11 protein-coding genes are annotated in these 14891 nt (G+C 56.4%); 1 reads left to right on the top strand and 10 read right to left on the bottom strand.

What is annotated here, in order from left to right:
• Positions 1 to 533 precede the first annotated feature (533 nt).
• From P7079_RS07920 to P7079_RS07930, 3 genes are all read right to left on the bottom strand, one after another.
• Positions 534 to 737, bottom strand: a complete 204-nt coding sequence (locus tag P7079_RS07920) for a YbdD/YjiX family protein (RefSeq protein WP_278012700.1) — start codon at positions 735 to 737, stop codon at positions 534 to 536.
• 38 nt (positions 738 to 775) lie between these two features.
• Positions 776 to 3157, bottom strand: coding sequence for a carbon starvation CstA family protein (locus P7079_RS07925; protein WP_278012701.1), 2382 nt, complete (start codon positions 3155 to 3157; stop codon positions 776 to 778).
• 393 nt (positions 3158 to 3550) lie between these two features.
• On the bottom strand, positions 3551 to 6451 hold the full coding sequence (locus tag P7079_RS07930) for a YhgE/Pip domain-containing protein (protein ID WP_278012702.1): 2901 nt from the start codon (positions 6449 to 6451) through the stop codon (positions 3551 to 3553).
• 181 nt (positions 6452 to 6632) lie between these two features.
• Here P7079_RS07930 and P7079_RS07935 point away from each other — a divergent pair, with 181 nt between their 5' ends.
• Positions 6633 to 7331, top strand: coding sequence for a TetR/AcrR family transcriptional regulator (locus P7079_RS07935; protein ID WP_278012703.1), 699 nt, complete (start codon positions 6633 to 6635; stop codon positions 7329 to 7331).
• On the opposite strand, the gene P7079_RS07940 is transcribed toward P7079_RS07935, so the two are convergent.
• From P7079_RS07940 to P7079_RS07970, 7 genes are all read right to left on the bottom strand, one after another.
• Complete coding sequence (locus tag P7079_RS07940) at positions 7294 to 8298, bottom strand: alpha/beta hydrolase fold domain-containing protein (protein ID WP_278012704.1); 1005 nt, start codon at positions 8296 to 8298, stop codon at positions 7294 to 7296. The two genes, P7079_RS07935 and P7079_RS07940, sit on opposite strands and share 38 nt — an antisense overlap.
• Before the next feature lie 47 nt (positions 8299 to 8345).
• Positions 8346 to 9023 (bottom strand): N-acetylmannosamine-6-phosphate 2-epimerase, encoded by a 678-nt coding sequence (locus tag P7079_RS07945; RefSeq protein WP_278012705.1) that lies wholly within the window; start codon positions 9021 to 9023, stop codon positions 8346 to 8348.
• Between the two features lie 51 nt (positions 9024 to 9074).
• A complete protein-coding gene (locus tag P7079_RS07950) occupies positions 9075 to 10061 on the bottom strand; it encodes an ROK family protein (RefSeq protein WP_278012706.1) in 987 nt (328 codons plus the stop codon).
• 64 nt (positions 10062 to 10125) lie between these two features.
• Positions 10126 to 11040, bottom strand: a complete 915-nt coding sequence (locus tag P7079_RS07955) for a dihydrodipicolinate synthase family protein (protein ID WP_278012707.1) — start codon at positions 11038 to 11040, stop codon at positions 10126 to 10128.
• Positions 11041 to 11052: 12 nt separating this feature from the next.
• Positions 11053 to 11853, bottom strand: a complete 801-nt coding sequence (locus P7079_RS07960; protein WP_278012708.1) for an ABC transporter ATP-binding protein — start codon at positions 11851 to 11853, stop codon at positions 11053 to 11055.
• The gene (locus P7079_RS07965) at positions 11850 to 13925 is read right to left on the bottom strand and encodes a dipeptide/oligopeptide/nickel ABC transporter permease/ATP-binding protein (RefSeq protein WP_278013631.1); all 2076 of its coding nucleotides are present in this window, start codon (positions 13923 to 13925) and stop codon (positions 11850 to 11852) included. Before P7079_RS07965 ends, P7079_RS07960 begins: the two co-directional genes overlap by 4 nt.
• A 9-nt stretch (positions 13926 to 13934) precedes the next feature.
• On the bottom strand, positions 13935 to 14885 hold the full coding sequence (locus P7079_RS07970) for an ABC transporter permease (protein WP_278012709.1): 951 nt from the start codon (positions 14883 to 14885) through the stop codon (positions 13935 to 13937).
• Between the last annotated feature and the right edge of the window lie 6 nt (positions 14886 to 14891).

Raw genomic sequence — 14891 nt, forward strand, 5'->3', positions numbered from 1 at the left:
ATAAAAAGCTGACACACTATTGAGATCTCAAACAACACACTCACCCCCGACAACCAGCCCCACAAACAAGACCAGCCCCCGAAGAAGCAACCAAGCCAGCCTACCACAAACCCCAGAAACCAGTCAAACCAGAAACCAGAACCCGCCAGAAAACCAGCACCACCAGAAACCCACACGCTCCCGGCGACAGGTAAATACTCTAGACCCCCACACACCCCACGTCAAAACAAAACAACGTGACCCACCCCACCACCACCCAAAACCCCCACCACACCAACAAAAAACCCACCAGAGACCCACCACACACACCCACCACTTGACACCACACACCACCCCACCCAACACCCACAAAACCCCACCACACAAACAAAAACCCAGGCCACAACCCAGGTTTTTGCCTGACCTCCAGAAAGATATTTTTATCAGCGCAGTGTCACGCTGAGATGACCATTGATTAGTGCAGTGACAATAGATTTGGGGTGGTAGCAGATAGACGAAGGTGGGGCCGGCTCAGAGCCGGCCCCACCTTTTGCTTAGCAGCAGCGCGCTTGGACGTTGTTCTCGTCCCAGTCCGCGCGATCCCGCCAGAATTCACGTTTCGTCATCGGAGGATGGTCAGGATGACACCGCGCATGACGTTCGAGGTAGCGGTCGTAAGCCGCCTCACCCGTAAAGGAGCGCCACATGTAGCCTATTTTCTTTAACCCCTCACGGAGTCTTGGCAATGCTTCACCCATCACTTCACCTTCCTCTTGACGAAACAGTAGCACTGATATCAGTGGCCGTGCGGCTTCTTGATGCCAGGAATCAGATCCGGATCGCCAACCACTGCGTACTCAGCCTCGATCTTCTTCTCAAGCTTCGATGCCACGAGCTGAGTCGGAGCGAAGAAGTTCGACTCTTGGAACGGATCCTCAGAGTTGGTGAAGCGCTTGGTTGAGATGGTCTTCCAGACGCGGATCGCTGCACACACCACAACGAAGCCAACAGCGAGGACGAATACGATCGACAACGTGCCCTGGATGAAGGTGTTGCGAATAACAGCCTCAGTATCCTCGATAGCCTTCGGATCGGTCAGCGTCGGCAGAAGGGCACGTGCCTGGCGCCACTGCTCCCAGTAGCCAATCTTCGCGTCGGTGGAGAAGATCTTCTCGAACGAAGCCGCGAAGGTCACCACGAGGTCGAAGAGGAACGGAATCAGCGGAATCCAGATGTACTTCACGAAGCCCTTGCGTGCCACCACAACGACACAGATCAGGAGCGCGAGAGCAGCGATCAACTGGTTCGCAATACCGAAGAGTGGGTAGAGAGTCTGGATGCCACCACGCGGATCCGTGACACCCATCAGGAGCAACGAGCCCCACGAAGCGACCACGACGGCGGTGGAGAACCATGCGCCGAACTTCCAGTTAGGATCGTGGAACTTCGGCCAGATTCCACCCAAAGCTTCCGAGACCTGGAAGCGTGCCACACGGGTCACGGCGTCCACAGCCGAGAGAATGAAGAGAGCCTCGAACATAATTGCGAAGTGGTACCAGAAACCCATCATCGCAGTGCCGCCACCGACCTTGTGGAGGATGTTCGACATTGCGACGGCGAGGGTTGGCGCACCACCTGTACGCGAGACGACGTGCGGTTCGCCGACGTCCTGGGCAACCTGCTTGAGGGCTGCAGCACCTTCAACAGTCATCTCGTTGCCGTCCTTGTCGAAGGTGTGCCACACTGGGTTGATCTTCTCACCCTTGGTGGTGGTCACGCCGAGGTTATGAACAGCGACGTTCGTGATTTCTTCACGGTTCGCCTTCGTCTTATCGCCGTCGGGAGTGTACTGCTGGACGACGGCGGTGCCGGCCAGCTTATCGACAGTGCTTGCGGAGGTGTTCATGCCAAAGTAGATGCCCTGGTTGAGCGACGCTGCAGCAGCGAGAGCCATGATTGCCACGAAGGATTCCATGAGCATTCCGCCGTAACCGATCATGCGGGCCTGGGATTCCTTCTGAATCATCTTCGGGGTGGTTCCTGACGACACGGTTGCGTGCATACCCGACAGAGCGCCACAAGCGATCGTAATGAAGAGGAACGGGAAGAGCGTTCCAGCAAACACTGGTCCATCAGTGTTGGTGGCAAACTCAGTCACGGCCGGCATTTCGAGGGTGGGGCGAACCCACACAATACCGAGAGCGAGGATGGCAATGGTGCCAACCTTCATGAAGGTTGAGAGGTAGTCACGCGGGGTCAGGAGAACCCACACAGGAAGAACTGCGGCAAAGAAGCCGTAGATCACCATGACAATCACGAGGGTGGTCGGTGACACGTGCAGGTATGCACCCAGCGACGACTCTGCGACGTAACGTCCACCAATAATGCAGATCACCAAGCCGATGCAGCCAGCGATCGACACTTCGGTGATTCGACCCGGCGAAATGTAACGCAGCCACAGACCCATGCAGATCGCGAGCGGGATGGTCATGCCGACGGAGAAGACACCCCAGGGGGACTCTGCGAGGGCATTGACACACACCATCGCGAGAACGGCGAGGACGATCATGAGCATGACCAGAACGGCGACAGTTGCAACTGCGCCACCGATCTTGCCGATTTCATCCTGAGCCATCTTGCCGAGCGAGCGGCCGCCACGGCGCATGGAGAAGAAGAGGACCAGCATGTCCTGAACAGCACCGGCGACGAGCACACCGAAGATGATCCACAAAGTACCCGGCAGGTAACCCATCTGAGCTGCGAGAACGGGGCCGACAAGCGGGCCAGCGCCTGCAATTGCAGCGAAGTGGTGGCCGTAAAGAACCACGCGATTAGTGGGGTCATAATCGCGACCGTTGTTGATTCGCTCAGCCGGTGTGGCGTTGCGATCATCCGGGATCATGATCTTCTTTTGGATATAAAGGGCGTAGAAGCGGTAACCGATCATATAGGTACAGATCGACGTGATCACGAACCAGATCGAGTTCACCTCTTCTCCACGAATAATTGCGAGCATTGCCCAGCCCGTAGCACCAAGAAGGGAGATGGCCACCCAGAGGGCGATCTTGGCGGGAGTCCACTTGTTGTGGGGCTTCACGCCGACGGGAACGCCTTCCTTATTACGGATGACGTACTTCTCTTCTTCCGGTGTGTAGGTGGGAACTTCAGTTGTTGACACGGGTTCCTCCGATCCACATTGATCGCGCGGGATTGCGCTTATGGGCGCGCATTCCGGTTCCCAACTTGGGGACATTAACCGGAGGAAAACGCGTCCACCTCGAACGCATCCATACTAGGCATGTGGCCCAACTGACATTCAACACAGATAGACAACAAGGTGGTGACATCGGTCACGTTGCACGTTTTTTCTTTTCTTTTCTTTAAAGAAAAAGTAAAAAACCCCAGCGTTACACTATTTTTACAAAGTTTTCTCAACCTTTGCGTGACCGAGCCGCTCACCGACATCGGTCGAAAAATCTACGCAAAATGTACGGGGAGACGGTGTCCCACTTGTGAAGCACAAAGCTGTCACATGTTGGCGACACCGCCCCCCGTCAATTCCTCTACACTCCTACGCCGCAGTTGGAGCGAGGGCCTCGTCTGCAGGAAGACCGGCTCGTCGAGAAAGGCGGACTTTCGAAGCGAACAATGAAATTCCAAATGCCACTACCGTCCACAACACAAGAACCAGCACCGTGCGACCCACAATGCCATCCACTCCCGAACCAGCAATCATGGAACGGAATGCGAGCTGCGTATCACTCATCGGCAGGAGCGGATGTACCCACCGGAAGAATGCCGGAGCAGTTTCGATAGGGAAGGTGGCACCCATCGTGGTGATTTGCAGACACAACAACACAATTGACAGGAAACGTCCACGGAAAGCAAAAGCTGCCACACACGCCTGATTCACCGCCATGAAACAGATCGATGACAAGATCGCCAACGCCGTCAGGCCGGCAATATTGACTGCATGGAGCTCGCCCATCCAGTTGACGATCACCATCATCAGTGTCGCTTGAACAATCGCAATCAAAGTAGCAGTCACAGCCGGCCGCATGACAGCAGCAACCCATCGCTTCGGCCCCATATCCTTATCCAAGGCAGGAAGCACAAGGAAGAGGGCGATTGTGCCGATCCACAGCGCCAGCGACATGAACATCGGGGTGAAGCCCGCGCCGTCATTGGCAACACTGTGCGAACGGATCGGATCAACCTTGACAATACTTGACGCGGTATCCGCGACAGTGTTGCGCTCGGTCTGTGTCAGATCGGGGATCTTCGAGACCCCTTGCGACAGTCCATCAGCAAGTTTCGTTGATCCATTGCTGATTTGTGATGCACCAGATTGAGCTTTATTCGCCCCCTCGGCGAGCGTGGAGGCGCCGTTAGCGGCGTCCGACGTTCCCCGAGCTAAAGCTCCGACGCCGTTCGCAAGTTCCGTAGCTGAACCAGCAGCACGCGCTGACCCCGACTTCAACTTCTCCAAACCGCTTGAGAGCGTACCCGCACCTGAGTTCAGACGCGAAGCCCCCTCCCTGAGAACGCCGACACCTTCCTTGAGAACAGGCATTGTTCCATTGAGCTGCCCCAGGCCACCGTGGAGTTGGTCGGCACCTGAACGCAATTCACCAGATTTATTTGTCAGCTCAGACACGCCGAGGCGCAGAGCATTCAACGCACCCGCAAGGGTCGTTTGATCAGTCGAGCGAAAATCTCCAACAGAATCTGCAATCTGCTGGACTCCCCCACCCAACTTGGCAGCTCCAAACGCAAGCTGGTCAGCACCAGCGGATAGCTTCTTTACGCCGTCGCCCGCAGCTGTAGCACCGGCAGAGAGCTTGTTTGCACCTTGTTCCAGAGCAGATGCACCTATACCCGCTTGCGTAATCCCCACTTGGAGTTTCTTGGCACCAGCAAGCAACTCATCAATACCCTCAGTGAGTGCGCCCAGTTGGCTCATTCCCTTCCCAGCTTCAGCAAGTCCTTGGGCAAGCTGAGTTGAGCCGGTTCGAAGTTCCCCACTCTTCGCTGCAAGTTGCGAAACGCCAGCACACACTGGACTCTTGTCCGCAGTTAACTGGCAAAGCTTTGCAAGTTTATCGACACCACCGGCGTAGTCGTTCACGCCCTTTTGTAAAGTAGCGCTCCCGTGAACTGCTTGGGCGAGCTTCGAGGTATCGATGCCGTGAACACCTGCTGAGAGTTTTTCTACCCCTGCAACCAAAGCATCGCTTCCCTTAGCAAGAGTCTCTTCACCGTCACCGTTAATACCAGCCGAAAGTTTTTGAGAACCCTCCGCAAGACTTTGCGCACCCCCAGCAAGAGTTTGCGGACCATCCACTAAAGAAGCCGAAAGTTGCCCAATCCCTGCTTGAAGGGCTGCGATACCACCCGCCAAAGATTTTGACGCAGAAGAAGGATCCGACGCGGAAAAATCATTTGCAGTTCCGATACCTGCCTTGAGCCGGGAAAGCGCTTGAGGTAACGACGGTTTATCCCCTCCGACAATCGAGTTGTTATAGATCTTTAACACCCCCACGCCAACGCGGCTTACACCGTCGGTATAGGTATGCACGCCACTAGCAAGAGCATGGGATCCATCGGCTAATTTCCCAACGCCAGAGGCGAGTTCGCTCGTTTTCCCGTTCAATTTGCCAGTACCGGTTGTGAGTTGCCCGGCTCCATCAGCAAGTTGCGATGCACCACGCGACGCTTGCACGATACCGCCGTCCAGCTTGTCTACACCGACAGCGAGCTGCGCGGAACCGTCTGCCGCTTTCTTCGTACCGTTGCGCAATACTGTCAACCCATTTTCGAGCTTGACGGAGCCACGAGCAAGATCGCCAACCCCGACGGTGAGGCGCCCAGCGCCGTCGGCAAGTGTGGAAGCCCCCTTGCTCGCATCCGCCATGCCACCACGGATTTCATCAATGCTGAGCAGGACGCGTCCTAGAATTCGGTTCGCACCTCGAGCGTTGATACGCTCAGTCATCTGAGAGGCAACAGACTTAGCCAACGTTCCAGCCAAATAATTCACACCGTCGTCGGTCACGAGACGCAGCTGCTGACGAGAGGCCGTCGCCAGGTCTTTTCCACCCACACGCGCAACCTCACGCGTGAATCCCGATGGAATGTAGAGGATAGCTCGCACACCTTCACGTGTCATTTCACGTTCAGCGTCAGCCTTACTCATCTTTTTCCAGGTGAATCCCACTTCTTCACCCGCTTTGGGCTCAATGAGTGCTTGGGTGAGTTCCTTACCGAGATCCAGCTCCTCACTCTTTCCCGTGATGAGTGTAGCGGTGTAGGGGTGGTCTTCATTCACGACCGCAGCCACGATCTTGTCAAGACGATGAGTAGGGTTTTGGTACGTCATCGTCAGCAATCCTGCGTAAAGTAGCGGAATCACAAAAACCGCGATCAACACAATCGCTGTGGCCAAACGAGGCCCCTTCATCCGGGTCATCATGAGTGAATTTCTCCTAGTTTCGATTAACTAGCAAACACGATACGCCCCTGTATCCAATCGTTTCAATACACCTATGTATCAAGTGATGGGATAGACTTTGCTCCCGGGGGTGATCTGACCTCACCCCGGCGTTGCAGCGCGCATATTGCCCCGACGTCAGGAAATACATGAAGGAGACAAGGTGGCCGAATCTGCCAGAAAAAGTGCAATGGAGCGGCTTCTCGAGGGCACACTATCTGAGCGGCGCCTCCACACTCGAATGCGTCTACTCAAAGCCGGTGAAGAATTGATCGCTTCTCACGGGATACTTGGCACCTCAGTAGGCGACATCACGAAAAAGGCCGGATTTACGCGTGGAGCGTTCTATTCCAACTTCCGCGACATGGATCATTTCGTTCAGACCCTGGCAAGTGAGCAGTGGGAACGTATTCTTCATGCGCTTTCCGATGCTTTCGACTCCCCGGCGCACACCCACACCGGATCACACGCCGACGACGCCGAAACGCTGGCTCGCCTGGCAGAACTCGGCCAACGTATCGTCGAGGCGATCCCGCTAACTCGGGAAACGTCGCTCCTTCTGACAGAGTTTTCAACCTATCTGGCACGTTCAGAAAATAAGGACACCCCGCTTCGAGCAGGCGCAGACACTTTTGCTCGACAACTCGCTGAGGTCATTGATACTCGACTGGCAGCAATTGGCCGACGAACGACACTGTCAACTGCCGATACCGTCCAAGTTATTTTGGCGATGGCTGAACGCTCGATCACCCAAGCGCTGACGCGTGGGAAATCGAACTACACGGAACTCCTTGTGCGAACGCTTCCTGAAATTTTGGTTCGGCTCACCCAGCCGAGTGCCGAGCAATCGCCTCAGCAATAAATGGCCTGAGCGACTCCTTGACGCGCTCCCACGAGCGCGTACCAAGTCCAGCAAGCCACCCGTGGAATGTGCCAGGAAAGGCATGCAACTGAACGTTTGCCCCGGCGTCGGCGAGAGACAGATACCAAGCGATTCCTTCGTCACGCAGGGTATCGACCGGATTAACAGCGATCCACACCGGAGGAAATTCCTCGCTCACCTGCGTCACTTCTGGCTCAATGACACTGCGATCACAAAGAGAACCGAAATACGCGTCCCAAGAGAATTGGGCAGCCTGAGCACTCCACGTCACGGCATCAGCGTATGTGTTAAAAGACGGTGTATCCATGCGCGGGCTCAGACACGGCTCAAGTGCAATCACGCCCGCGAGTGTACTCAATTCCTCCTCACTTAACCGAGCAAGAAGCTGACGAATCATGCCAGAACCAGCTGAGTCGCCGTAGAGGATAATCGGCACATCAGGCCATTCACCACGCACATATCGCAACGTCGCCACTGTGTCCTCAAGTCCTGCGGGGTGAGGATAATCGGGAGCGAGCGCGTAATCAGGCGCCGCAGTCACAAGTGTTTTTTCGCCGTCAGGCCACAGATCGTCACCAAATTCCTTGATGAGTTCGCAGCATCGCTCGTCCTCAAATTTTGCGCGACCTGCCACATACCCGCCACCATGGATCACAAATAAGACTGCACCGGGGGCAACGCCCTGACGCGTGATCACACGCAATTCAACTTCGCGTCCCGTCGGTTGGGAGTCGTGAGGTTCGCCGACGGCTGGCGGAAGCGTCATGCTGGGCACAGCACGTTGCTCACGGCTAAAGCCGTGGGGCATCGTCGGTTCAACATAGGCGGCTTCACTCGCCTTCCGCCAAGCACGAATGTCAGAGTTGACCGACGGCGGATTCGCTTCCACAAGCGCCACTAATTCGCGATCCAGATACGGTTTCGCCTGGCCAGCAATGTTCATCATCTTGCTTCTCCCCTCAGATACGCTGAAACTGCACCGCGCCGGTGATATTAACGATTTTCTACGGCGTTAACAAACCACTGTGTGATCGACGTAGGATGCGTAATCCCTGTTCCGACGACGACGGCGAAGGCACCGGCCTCCATAACCGCCGCAGCGTCGGCAGGCGTGTGTACACGACCCTCGCACAACACGGGTACCTCAGGGAACGCCTCAACCATTTGGCGCAAAAGCTCAAAATCTGGCCCATGAGACTTCTCGCGTTCGCCTGTATAACCAGCCAAAGTCGTGGAAATAATGTCGGAACCAGCTTCAACCGCCATGACTGCATCGTCGAAGGAACCACAGTCGGCCATCACCAGTGTGCCGTCATCGTGAAGAGCAGCGACGGTTTCGCCGTATGTGCGACCATCGGGACGCGGGCGGCGGGTAGCGTCAATCGCGACGATATCGGAACCGGCAAGGCGGCAGGCGCGCGCGTGATGAAGTGTCGGAGTGATGAAAACGCCGTCGTGCCCTTCTTTCCACAGTCCGATGACGGGAATTTCTACGCGACCTTTAATCGCTGAAATATCGGCAAGACCCTGGCATCGAATCGCCGCAGCACCGCCGATTTCGGCAGCACGGGCAATCTGAGCCATCGTTTCCGGATTGCGCATGGGCTCACCCGGGTATGCCTGGACGGACACAACAAGTTTGCCTCGAAGCTGTTCAATAAGCGGATTCATGATTCCTCGATTCTGGCCAAAGACCGGCGATTATTGTTGACGGAAGAAGTGCTAGAGCGAATGATGGTCACGCGATCTGGCAATGAAGTTGTGATACGCACCCAGGAGTGGCGCATCGTCGCCAAGTTCACCGCCGACAATGGGAACGCATGAAACCCCGTCCATCGCCCCAGCGGCATACCCGGCGCGAAGGCTATCCCACCATTCCTCACCATTTTTGTTTGCCACAGAACCTGACACGACGATGATGTTCGGATCGATGCAGTTCGCCAGGGAGGATAGAACCTCGCCGACGGCGTAGGCAGACTCAGTGAAGCAAGAGCGAGCAAGTTCATCACCGGCGTCGGCGCGCATACGCAACTGAGCACCGTCGGCAACCTTTTCGACGTCGGAGCGTTGGTTGTACCAGGCGGCAAGTCCTGAGCCTGAAGCGAAGGCTTCCAGATGTCCACTGCGCCCGCACGAGCAGGGCACACCCGCGCCGAAGTGATGGTGGACGTGTCCGAAATGCCCTGCAAGATTGTGAGCACCGAAACTGATCTCGCCATTGTCGATCACTGCTCCGCCGATGCCGGTGCCAACGGCAATCGAGGCGACAATGCCGCAGCCTCGACCTGCACCCATCGTTGCTTCACCTAAACCGTGAGCGTGAACGTCGTTGATAATCCAGACAGGAACACCCGTGGCATGGCGGAGAAGACCACCGAGTGGCGTACCGCTCCATCCAGGCAAAGTGTCAGTGGCCGAAATGATCGCGCCTGTTTCTGGATCGACAACACCCGCACTAGCGATAGCTACACCAACACACGAATGCTCGACAACCAGCGATTGCGTCAGTTCGACGAGGCGACGCGCCAGATCTGCTCCGCCTTTGGGAGCCTCCGTTGGCATGACGCCTCGGGCAACAGTGGTCAGGTCCGAGCGGGTGAGGGGAGCATGAGAGGAATCAGGGTGCGAGTGTGAATGAGCGAATACCGCCCAGCCAACTTTTGTCCCGCCGATGTCGAGCGCGAGTACCCGCCCGTTAATCTGACTCATCTTTGCTATCCCCCTTGTGTGTGATGTGTGGGGGTGGACTCACGCCCACCCCCACACGAACGAATCACGCAAGCAATCCTGCTTCGCGGAGCTTTGCCGATACCCATTCGTAGTTCTCGCCTTCGAGTGGGAGAACCGGGGTAGGCATTTCGTTGGTTTCAAAAACGCCCAGTGCCTTCAGGGCAGCCTTGAAAGCGCCAACACCTGCTCCGAAACCTGCCACGCCCTTGACGAACACCATCGTCATCAGGTCAGCAAGACGATCCTGCTCAGCCTTGACGGTGGGCCAATCGCCTGCCTGGGCGGCCTTCCACATACGCACGTAACCATCAGGATCGACGTTTGCCAGGCCCGGAACCGAGCCGTCAGCACCGCCAAGCAGCGCGCCGTCAACCACGACCTCGTGACCAGTGAGCAGCTGGAGCGGATGCCCGGCAGCTTCGTTCATGCGAACGAGCCAACGGAAGGAAACATCATCGCCCGAAGAGTCCTTCACGCCCGAAAGGATCCCCTCAGAGGCCAGGCGCATGATGAACTGCGGGGAAAGCTTCCAGTGTACGCACACCGGGATGTCGTAGGCCCAGATCGGCAGGTCAGTTGCCTCGTGGAGTGCCTTGAAATGACGGTAGACGTCTTCTTCACCCTGGAGCACGTAGAACGGAGCGGTGGCAACGATACCATCGACGCCGAACTTCTCAGCCTGCTTAATGTGCTCGATCACGCGCTCAGTTTCAGTGTCGATGACACCGGCAAGAACCGGAACACGGCCAGCGACAATGCGCGTCGCCTCGCGCAGAATTTCCTCACGGCGAGCCGACGTCGAGAACGCGACCTCACCTGTGGAACCCAACACGAACAGGCCGTCGATTCCCGCCTCGATCATGCGATTGATGGAACGCTCGAGTGAAACAACATCGAGTTTTGTGTTCTTGAGCGGAATTGCCAGCGGAGGTACAACGCCGCTGATTGGCTTTGTCATTGCTCTTTCTCCTTAAAGAGTGGGGTGAAGTAGCGACGGGGCTGCACCAAGGAGCTTCTTGGTGTAGTCGTCTTGGGGGTTGGCGAGGAGCTCGTGAGCGGGCCCCTCCTCCACGATCTGACCGTGGTTCATCACCGCAATACGATCCGAGATGTACCGAACAGTCTGAATATCGTGCGAGATAAAGACCATCGCAAGGCCCAGCTCCTTCTTCAAGTCCATTAGAAGGTTGAGAATCTGGGCGCGAACCGACACATCGAGTGCCGAGGTCGGCTCGTCAGCGATGATTGCCTTCGGTTCGAGCGCAAGTGCGCGAGCAATTGCTACGCGCTGGCGCTGTCCACCGGAAAGTTGACCCGGAAGCGCATCCAGTGCCGACGTCGGCAATCCGACGACGGAAATCAACTCTCGTACGCGAGCAGCGCGTGACGTTTCGTCACCAATACCGTGTACACGCAACGGGTCAGCGAGCTGGTCAGATACTGTCATACGCGGATTGAGGGCAGTGGCGGGATCTTGGAAGACGACGGAGATGACGCGGCCGATCTTACGACGGTCTGCAGCACTTCGTTTCGTCACCTCCTCGCCGTTGAAGAACACTTGGCCTGAAGTTGCCGGCTGAAGACCGATCATCACGTTGGCCATTGTGGACTTACCAGAACCCGATTCGCCCACGATACCAACGGTCTGACCAGGCATCACCTGGATATTGACGCCGCGCACAGCGCGAACCTTGTTGGGGTGGAAAATCGAGCCTGTACGCGTCCGGAATGTCACTTCCACATTGCGTAAATCAATGATTGGAGTGGTCATCGTGCGTCCTCCATTTCGTTGGCTGCCAACGTTGCTGCGACAGCGGCGTCGGCATTATCGGTCACCCCAGGCTTCGGCGGGATTGCCGCATAGACGTGGTGGCTACCCACCTGAGTGAGGACTGGGCGAATATCTTCACCGTAGCCCGGGTGCGACGAACGCGGAGCGAAACGGTCGCCGTCGGGGAAGTCCTTCGGGCTCGGCACAGTGCCAGGCACTTGGTGCAAGCGGCCAGAACCGGCCTCAATCGACAGCACAGCACCGAGAAGACCGCGGGTGTACTCGTGTGTCGGGTGAATAAGCAACTCCGACGTCGGCGCCTGCTCCACTACCTGGCCTGCATACATCACCGTGATCTTGTGGGCGACCTCTGCAACCAACGCGAGATCGTGGGAAACGAAGACCATGGCAAAGCCGAGCTTCTCGCGCAGTGAGTTGAGCAGCTCAACCACCTGCTTCTGGACAGTCACATCGAGAGCCGTTGTGGGCTCGTCGGCGATGATGAGCTTCGGATCGCGGGTCAGTGCCATTGCGATGAGCACGCGCTGACGTTGTCCTCCAGAAAGCTCGTGTGGGTATGACTCAAGCGTTCGCTTGGGGTCCAGGCCCACCAGTTCCAGGAGCTCCTCTGCCGAGCGAGTTCCTCCACGCGACGTGAGCTGCTTCATCTGAGTTTTGATCAGCATGGCCGGATTAAGCGAAGACAAGGCGTCCTGGTAAATCATGGCCAGTTCGTTACCCAAGAGCTTCTGACGCTCGTCTGGCTTCATCTTGAGCAAGTCCTTGCCCTGGTAAAGAATTTCGCCCTCAAACTTCGCACGCGGATCAATCAGACCCATGATGGTCAGAGCGGTGATCGACTTGCCACATCCAGATTCACCCACAAGGCCCATCGTCTCGTTCGGCGAAACCGAAAACGACACGTTATCGACGACGGCGACATCACCGTGACGCGGGAACCGGATCGACAGGTTCTTCACCTCAAGCAGCGGAGTCTTGTTTGGATCGTATTGGAAGCGATCAGTGCGCCGGGATTCTATTGCAGCGAGTTGGTCCAGTCGCGATTGGAGCGAGGCGCCTTGCGCTTCGTATGCCTTGCGCGGGTCAAGGAGAAGACGGTCAGCTTCGCGGTCGGAATTCTTTGATACGAGTTCCACCGCTACCGACGACGGCGAGGCCACCATTGCATCGGTGATACCTTCAGACAAAATGTTGAGGCAGAGCACAGTAATCATGATCAGCACGCCGGGGAAGAAGGCCGTCCACCAGTAGCCCAGGAGGACCGAGAGGTTCGAGGAGGCTTCGGACAAAACGTTGCCCCAGGTTGGAACCATGGTGGCCTGCAGGCCAGAGCCAATGAACGTCAAGGATGCTTCCAAGATGATCGCATCTGCAACGAGGACCGTTGCGAACACAAGAACCGGAGCGGCGGTGTTACGAGCCACATGGCGCACAAGGATCCACGGAGCGCGCGCACCAGCCACAACAACTGCACGCACGTAGTCTTCACCATATGCCGACATCACGTTTGCGCGAACGATACGTGCCAGCTGCGGTATGTAGACGAAAGCGATCGAGCAGATAATCACCGTCACCAAGCCCCAGACATTCTTTGCATCGAAGATGCGTGAGAAAACAAGGACGGTCACAGCAGCCATTGCGATTCCCGGCACAGCCATGATGATGTCAAGGATTCGCATAATCACTTCGGAAATCGACTTGCGCACAACTGCCGCAATCGAGCCGATGATCGTACCGATGATAAGAGCGATGAGCATGGCGAAGATGCCGATCGCGAAGGAGTAGATTCCACCGTTGAGGATACGGGAGAACACATCACGCCCAGCGTGATCGGTTCCAAACCAGAATTGGCCCGACGGCGGCTGCCACTTTTGGCCAACAGGAGTTGCCGGATCGTAAGGAGAAATCGGGAAAAGGTAGGCAATCACGGAGATCGTTGCGACGATTGCGAGCACAACCATCGAGATACGAGCGCCAAGCGACATATTCGAAATACGCAAGAAACGCGTGTTCTTTGCCGTTACCTTGTCAAGCTTGTCTTTTTTGGTCATCATTTTCCCTCACACCGACCTAATACGCGGGTTAATGAGCAGATAGAGCACGTCCACAATCACGTTCACCACGATGAACGACACTGCAACCACAAGAGCTCCACCCTGAACCAGGCTCACCCAGTTTTGTTGGATGCCCTTGATCAGGAGCTGGCCCATTCCGTTAATTCCGAAGATGATCTCAATGACCACGGCACCACCCATGAGGTAGCCAACTCGCAAGCCGAGAACCGTGACCGGCGTAATCAGTGCGTTACGCAGAACGTTGCGGGAAATCACCACAGCCTTAGGGATTCCGGCGCCCAATGCAGTACGCACATAATCGCGGTCGAGTTCCTCCACCATCGAGGTTCGGACAACTCGGGTCATTTGACCGATCACTGGAACCGCGAGCGCAACTGATGGCAAGAGCAATCGCTGGAACCAACCACTAAAATCAACCGACATTGCCGGTAGAGCGCCCGAAACAGGCAGGGTGCCGACAAAGGCAATGACGAGCAATGCTGCAAGCCAGAATGACGGGGTACCAATAAAGATCACCGACAACACACGAATGAGTTGATCGGGCCAACGATCACGGTACAGAGCAGCAAGGACTCCGAGCGGGAAGGCAAAGAGCACAGCGATGATCAGACCGAGGAAGGTCAGCTGCAATGTGACGGGAAGTGCCTGGGCAACCCAGTCAGAAACGTGGTTTGCTCCGCCGACGCCATAGGTTCCAAGATCACCCTGCACCATTCCCGCGAGGTAGCGGAAGTACTGCACGAAGAACGGATCATTGAGACCGTTGGCATTTCGGTATGCCTCAAGAGCATCCGGGGTCGCCGTCTCACCAAGTGCCGAGTAAGCAGGATCAATCGGTGACAGAGACATGATGAAGAAGACAAGGAACGACACACCGACCACCATGATCGGAAAGGCCAAGATGCGCCGCCCTAAAAGCCTGAGAAGGTTATTCACTTAATT

The sequence above is a fragment of the Arcanobacterium canis genome (assembly GCF_029625435.1).
Taxonomy (GTDB): domain Bacteria; phylum Actinomycetota; class Actinomycetes; order Actinomycetales; family Actinomycetaceae; genus Arcanobacterium; species Arcanobacterium canis.

What these genes read in the sequence shown, in the direction of transcription:
- P7079_RS07940 (WP_278012704.1), bottom strand. Translation starts at nt 8,298, where the DNA reads ATGATGAACATTGCTGGCCAGGCGAAACCGTATCTGGATCGCGAATTA.
- P7079_RS07965 (WP_278013631.1), bottom strand. Translation starts at nt 13,925, where the DNA reads ATGACCAAAAAAGACAAGCTTGACAAGGTAACGGCAAAGAACACGCGT.
- P7079_RS07930 (WP_278012702.1), bottom strand. Translation starts at nt 6,451, where the DNA reads ATGATGACCCGGATGAAGGGGCCTCGTTTGGCCACAGCGATTGTGTTG.
- P7079_RS07955 (WP_278012707.1), bottom strand. Translation starts at nt 11,040, where the DNA reads ATGACAAAGCCAATCAGCGGCGTTGTACCTCCGCTGGCAATTCCGCTC.
- P7079_RS07945 (WP_278012705.1), bottom strand. Translation starts at nt 9,023, where the DNA reads ATGAATCCGCTTATTGAACAGCTTCGAGGCAAACTTGTTGTGTCCGTC.
- P7079_RS07950 (WP_278012706.1), bottom strand. Translation starts at nt 10,061, where the DNA reads ATGAGTCAGATTAACGGGCGGGTACTCGCGCTCGACATCGGCGGGACA.
- P7079_RS07920 (WP_278012700.1), bottom strand. Translation starts at nt 737, where the DNA reads ATGGGTGAAGCATTGCCAAGACTCCGTGAGGGGTTAAAGAAAATAGGC.
- P7079_RS07960 (WP_278012708.1), bottom strand. Translation starts at nt 11,853, where the DNA reads ATGACCACTCCAATCATTGATTTACGCAATGTGGAAGTGACATTCCGG.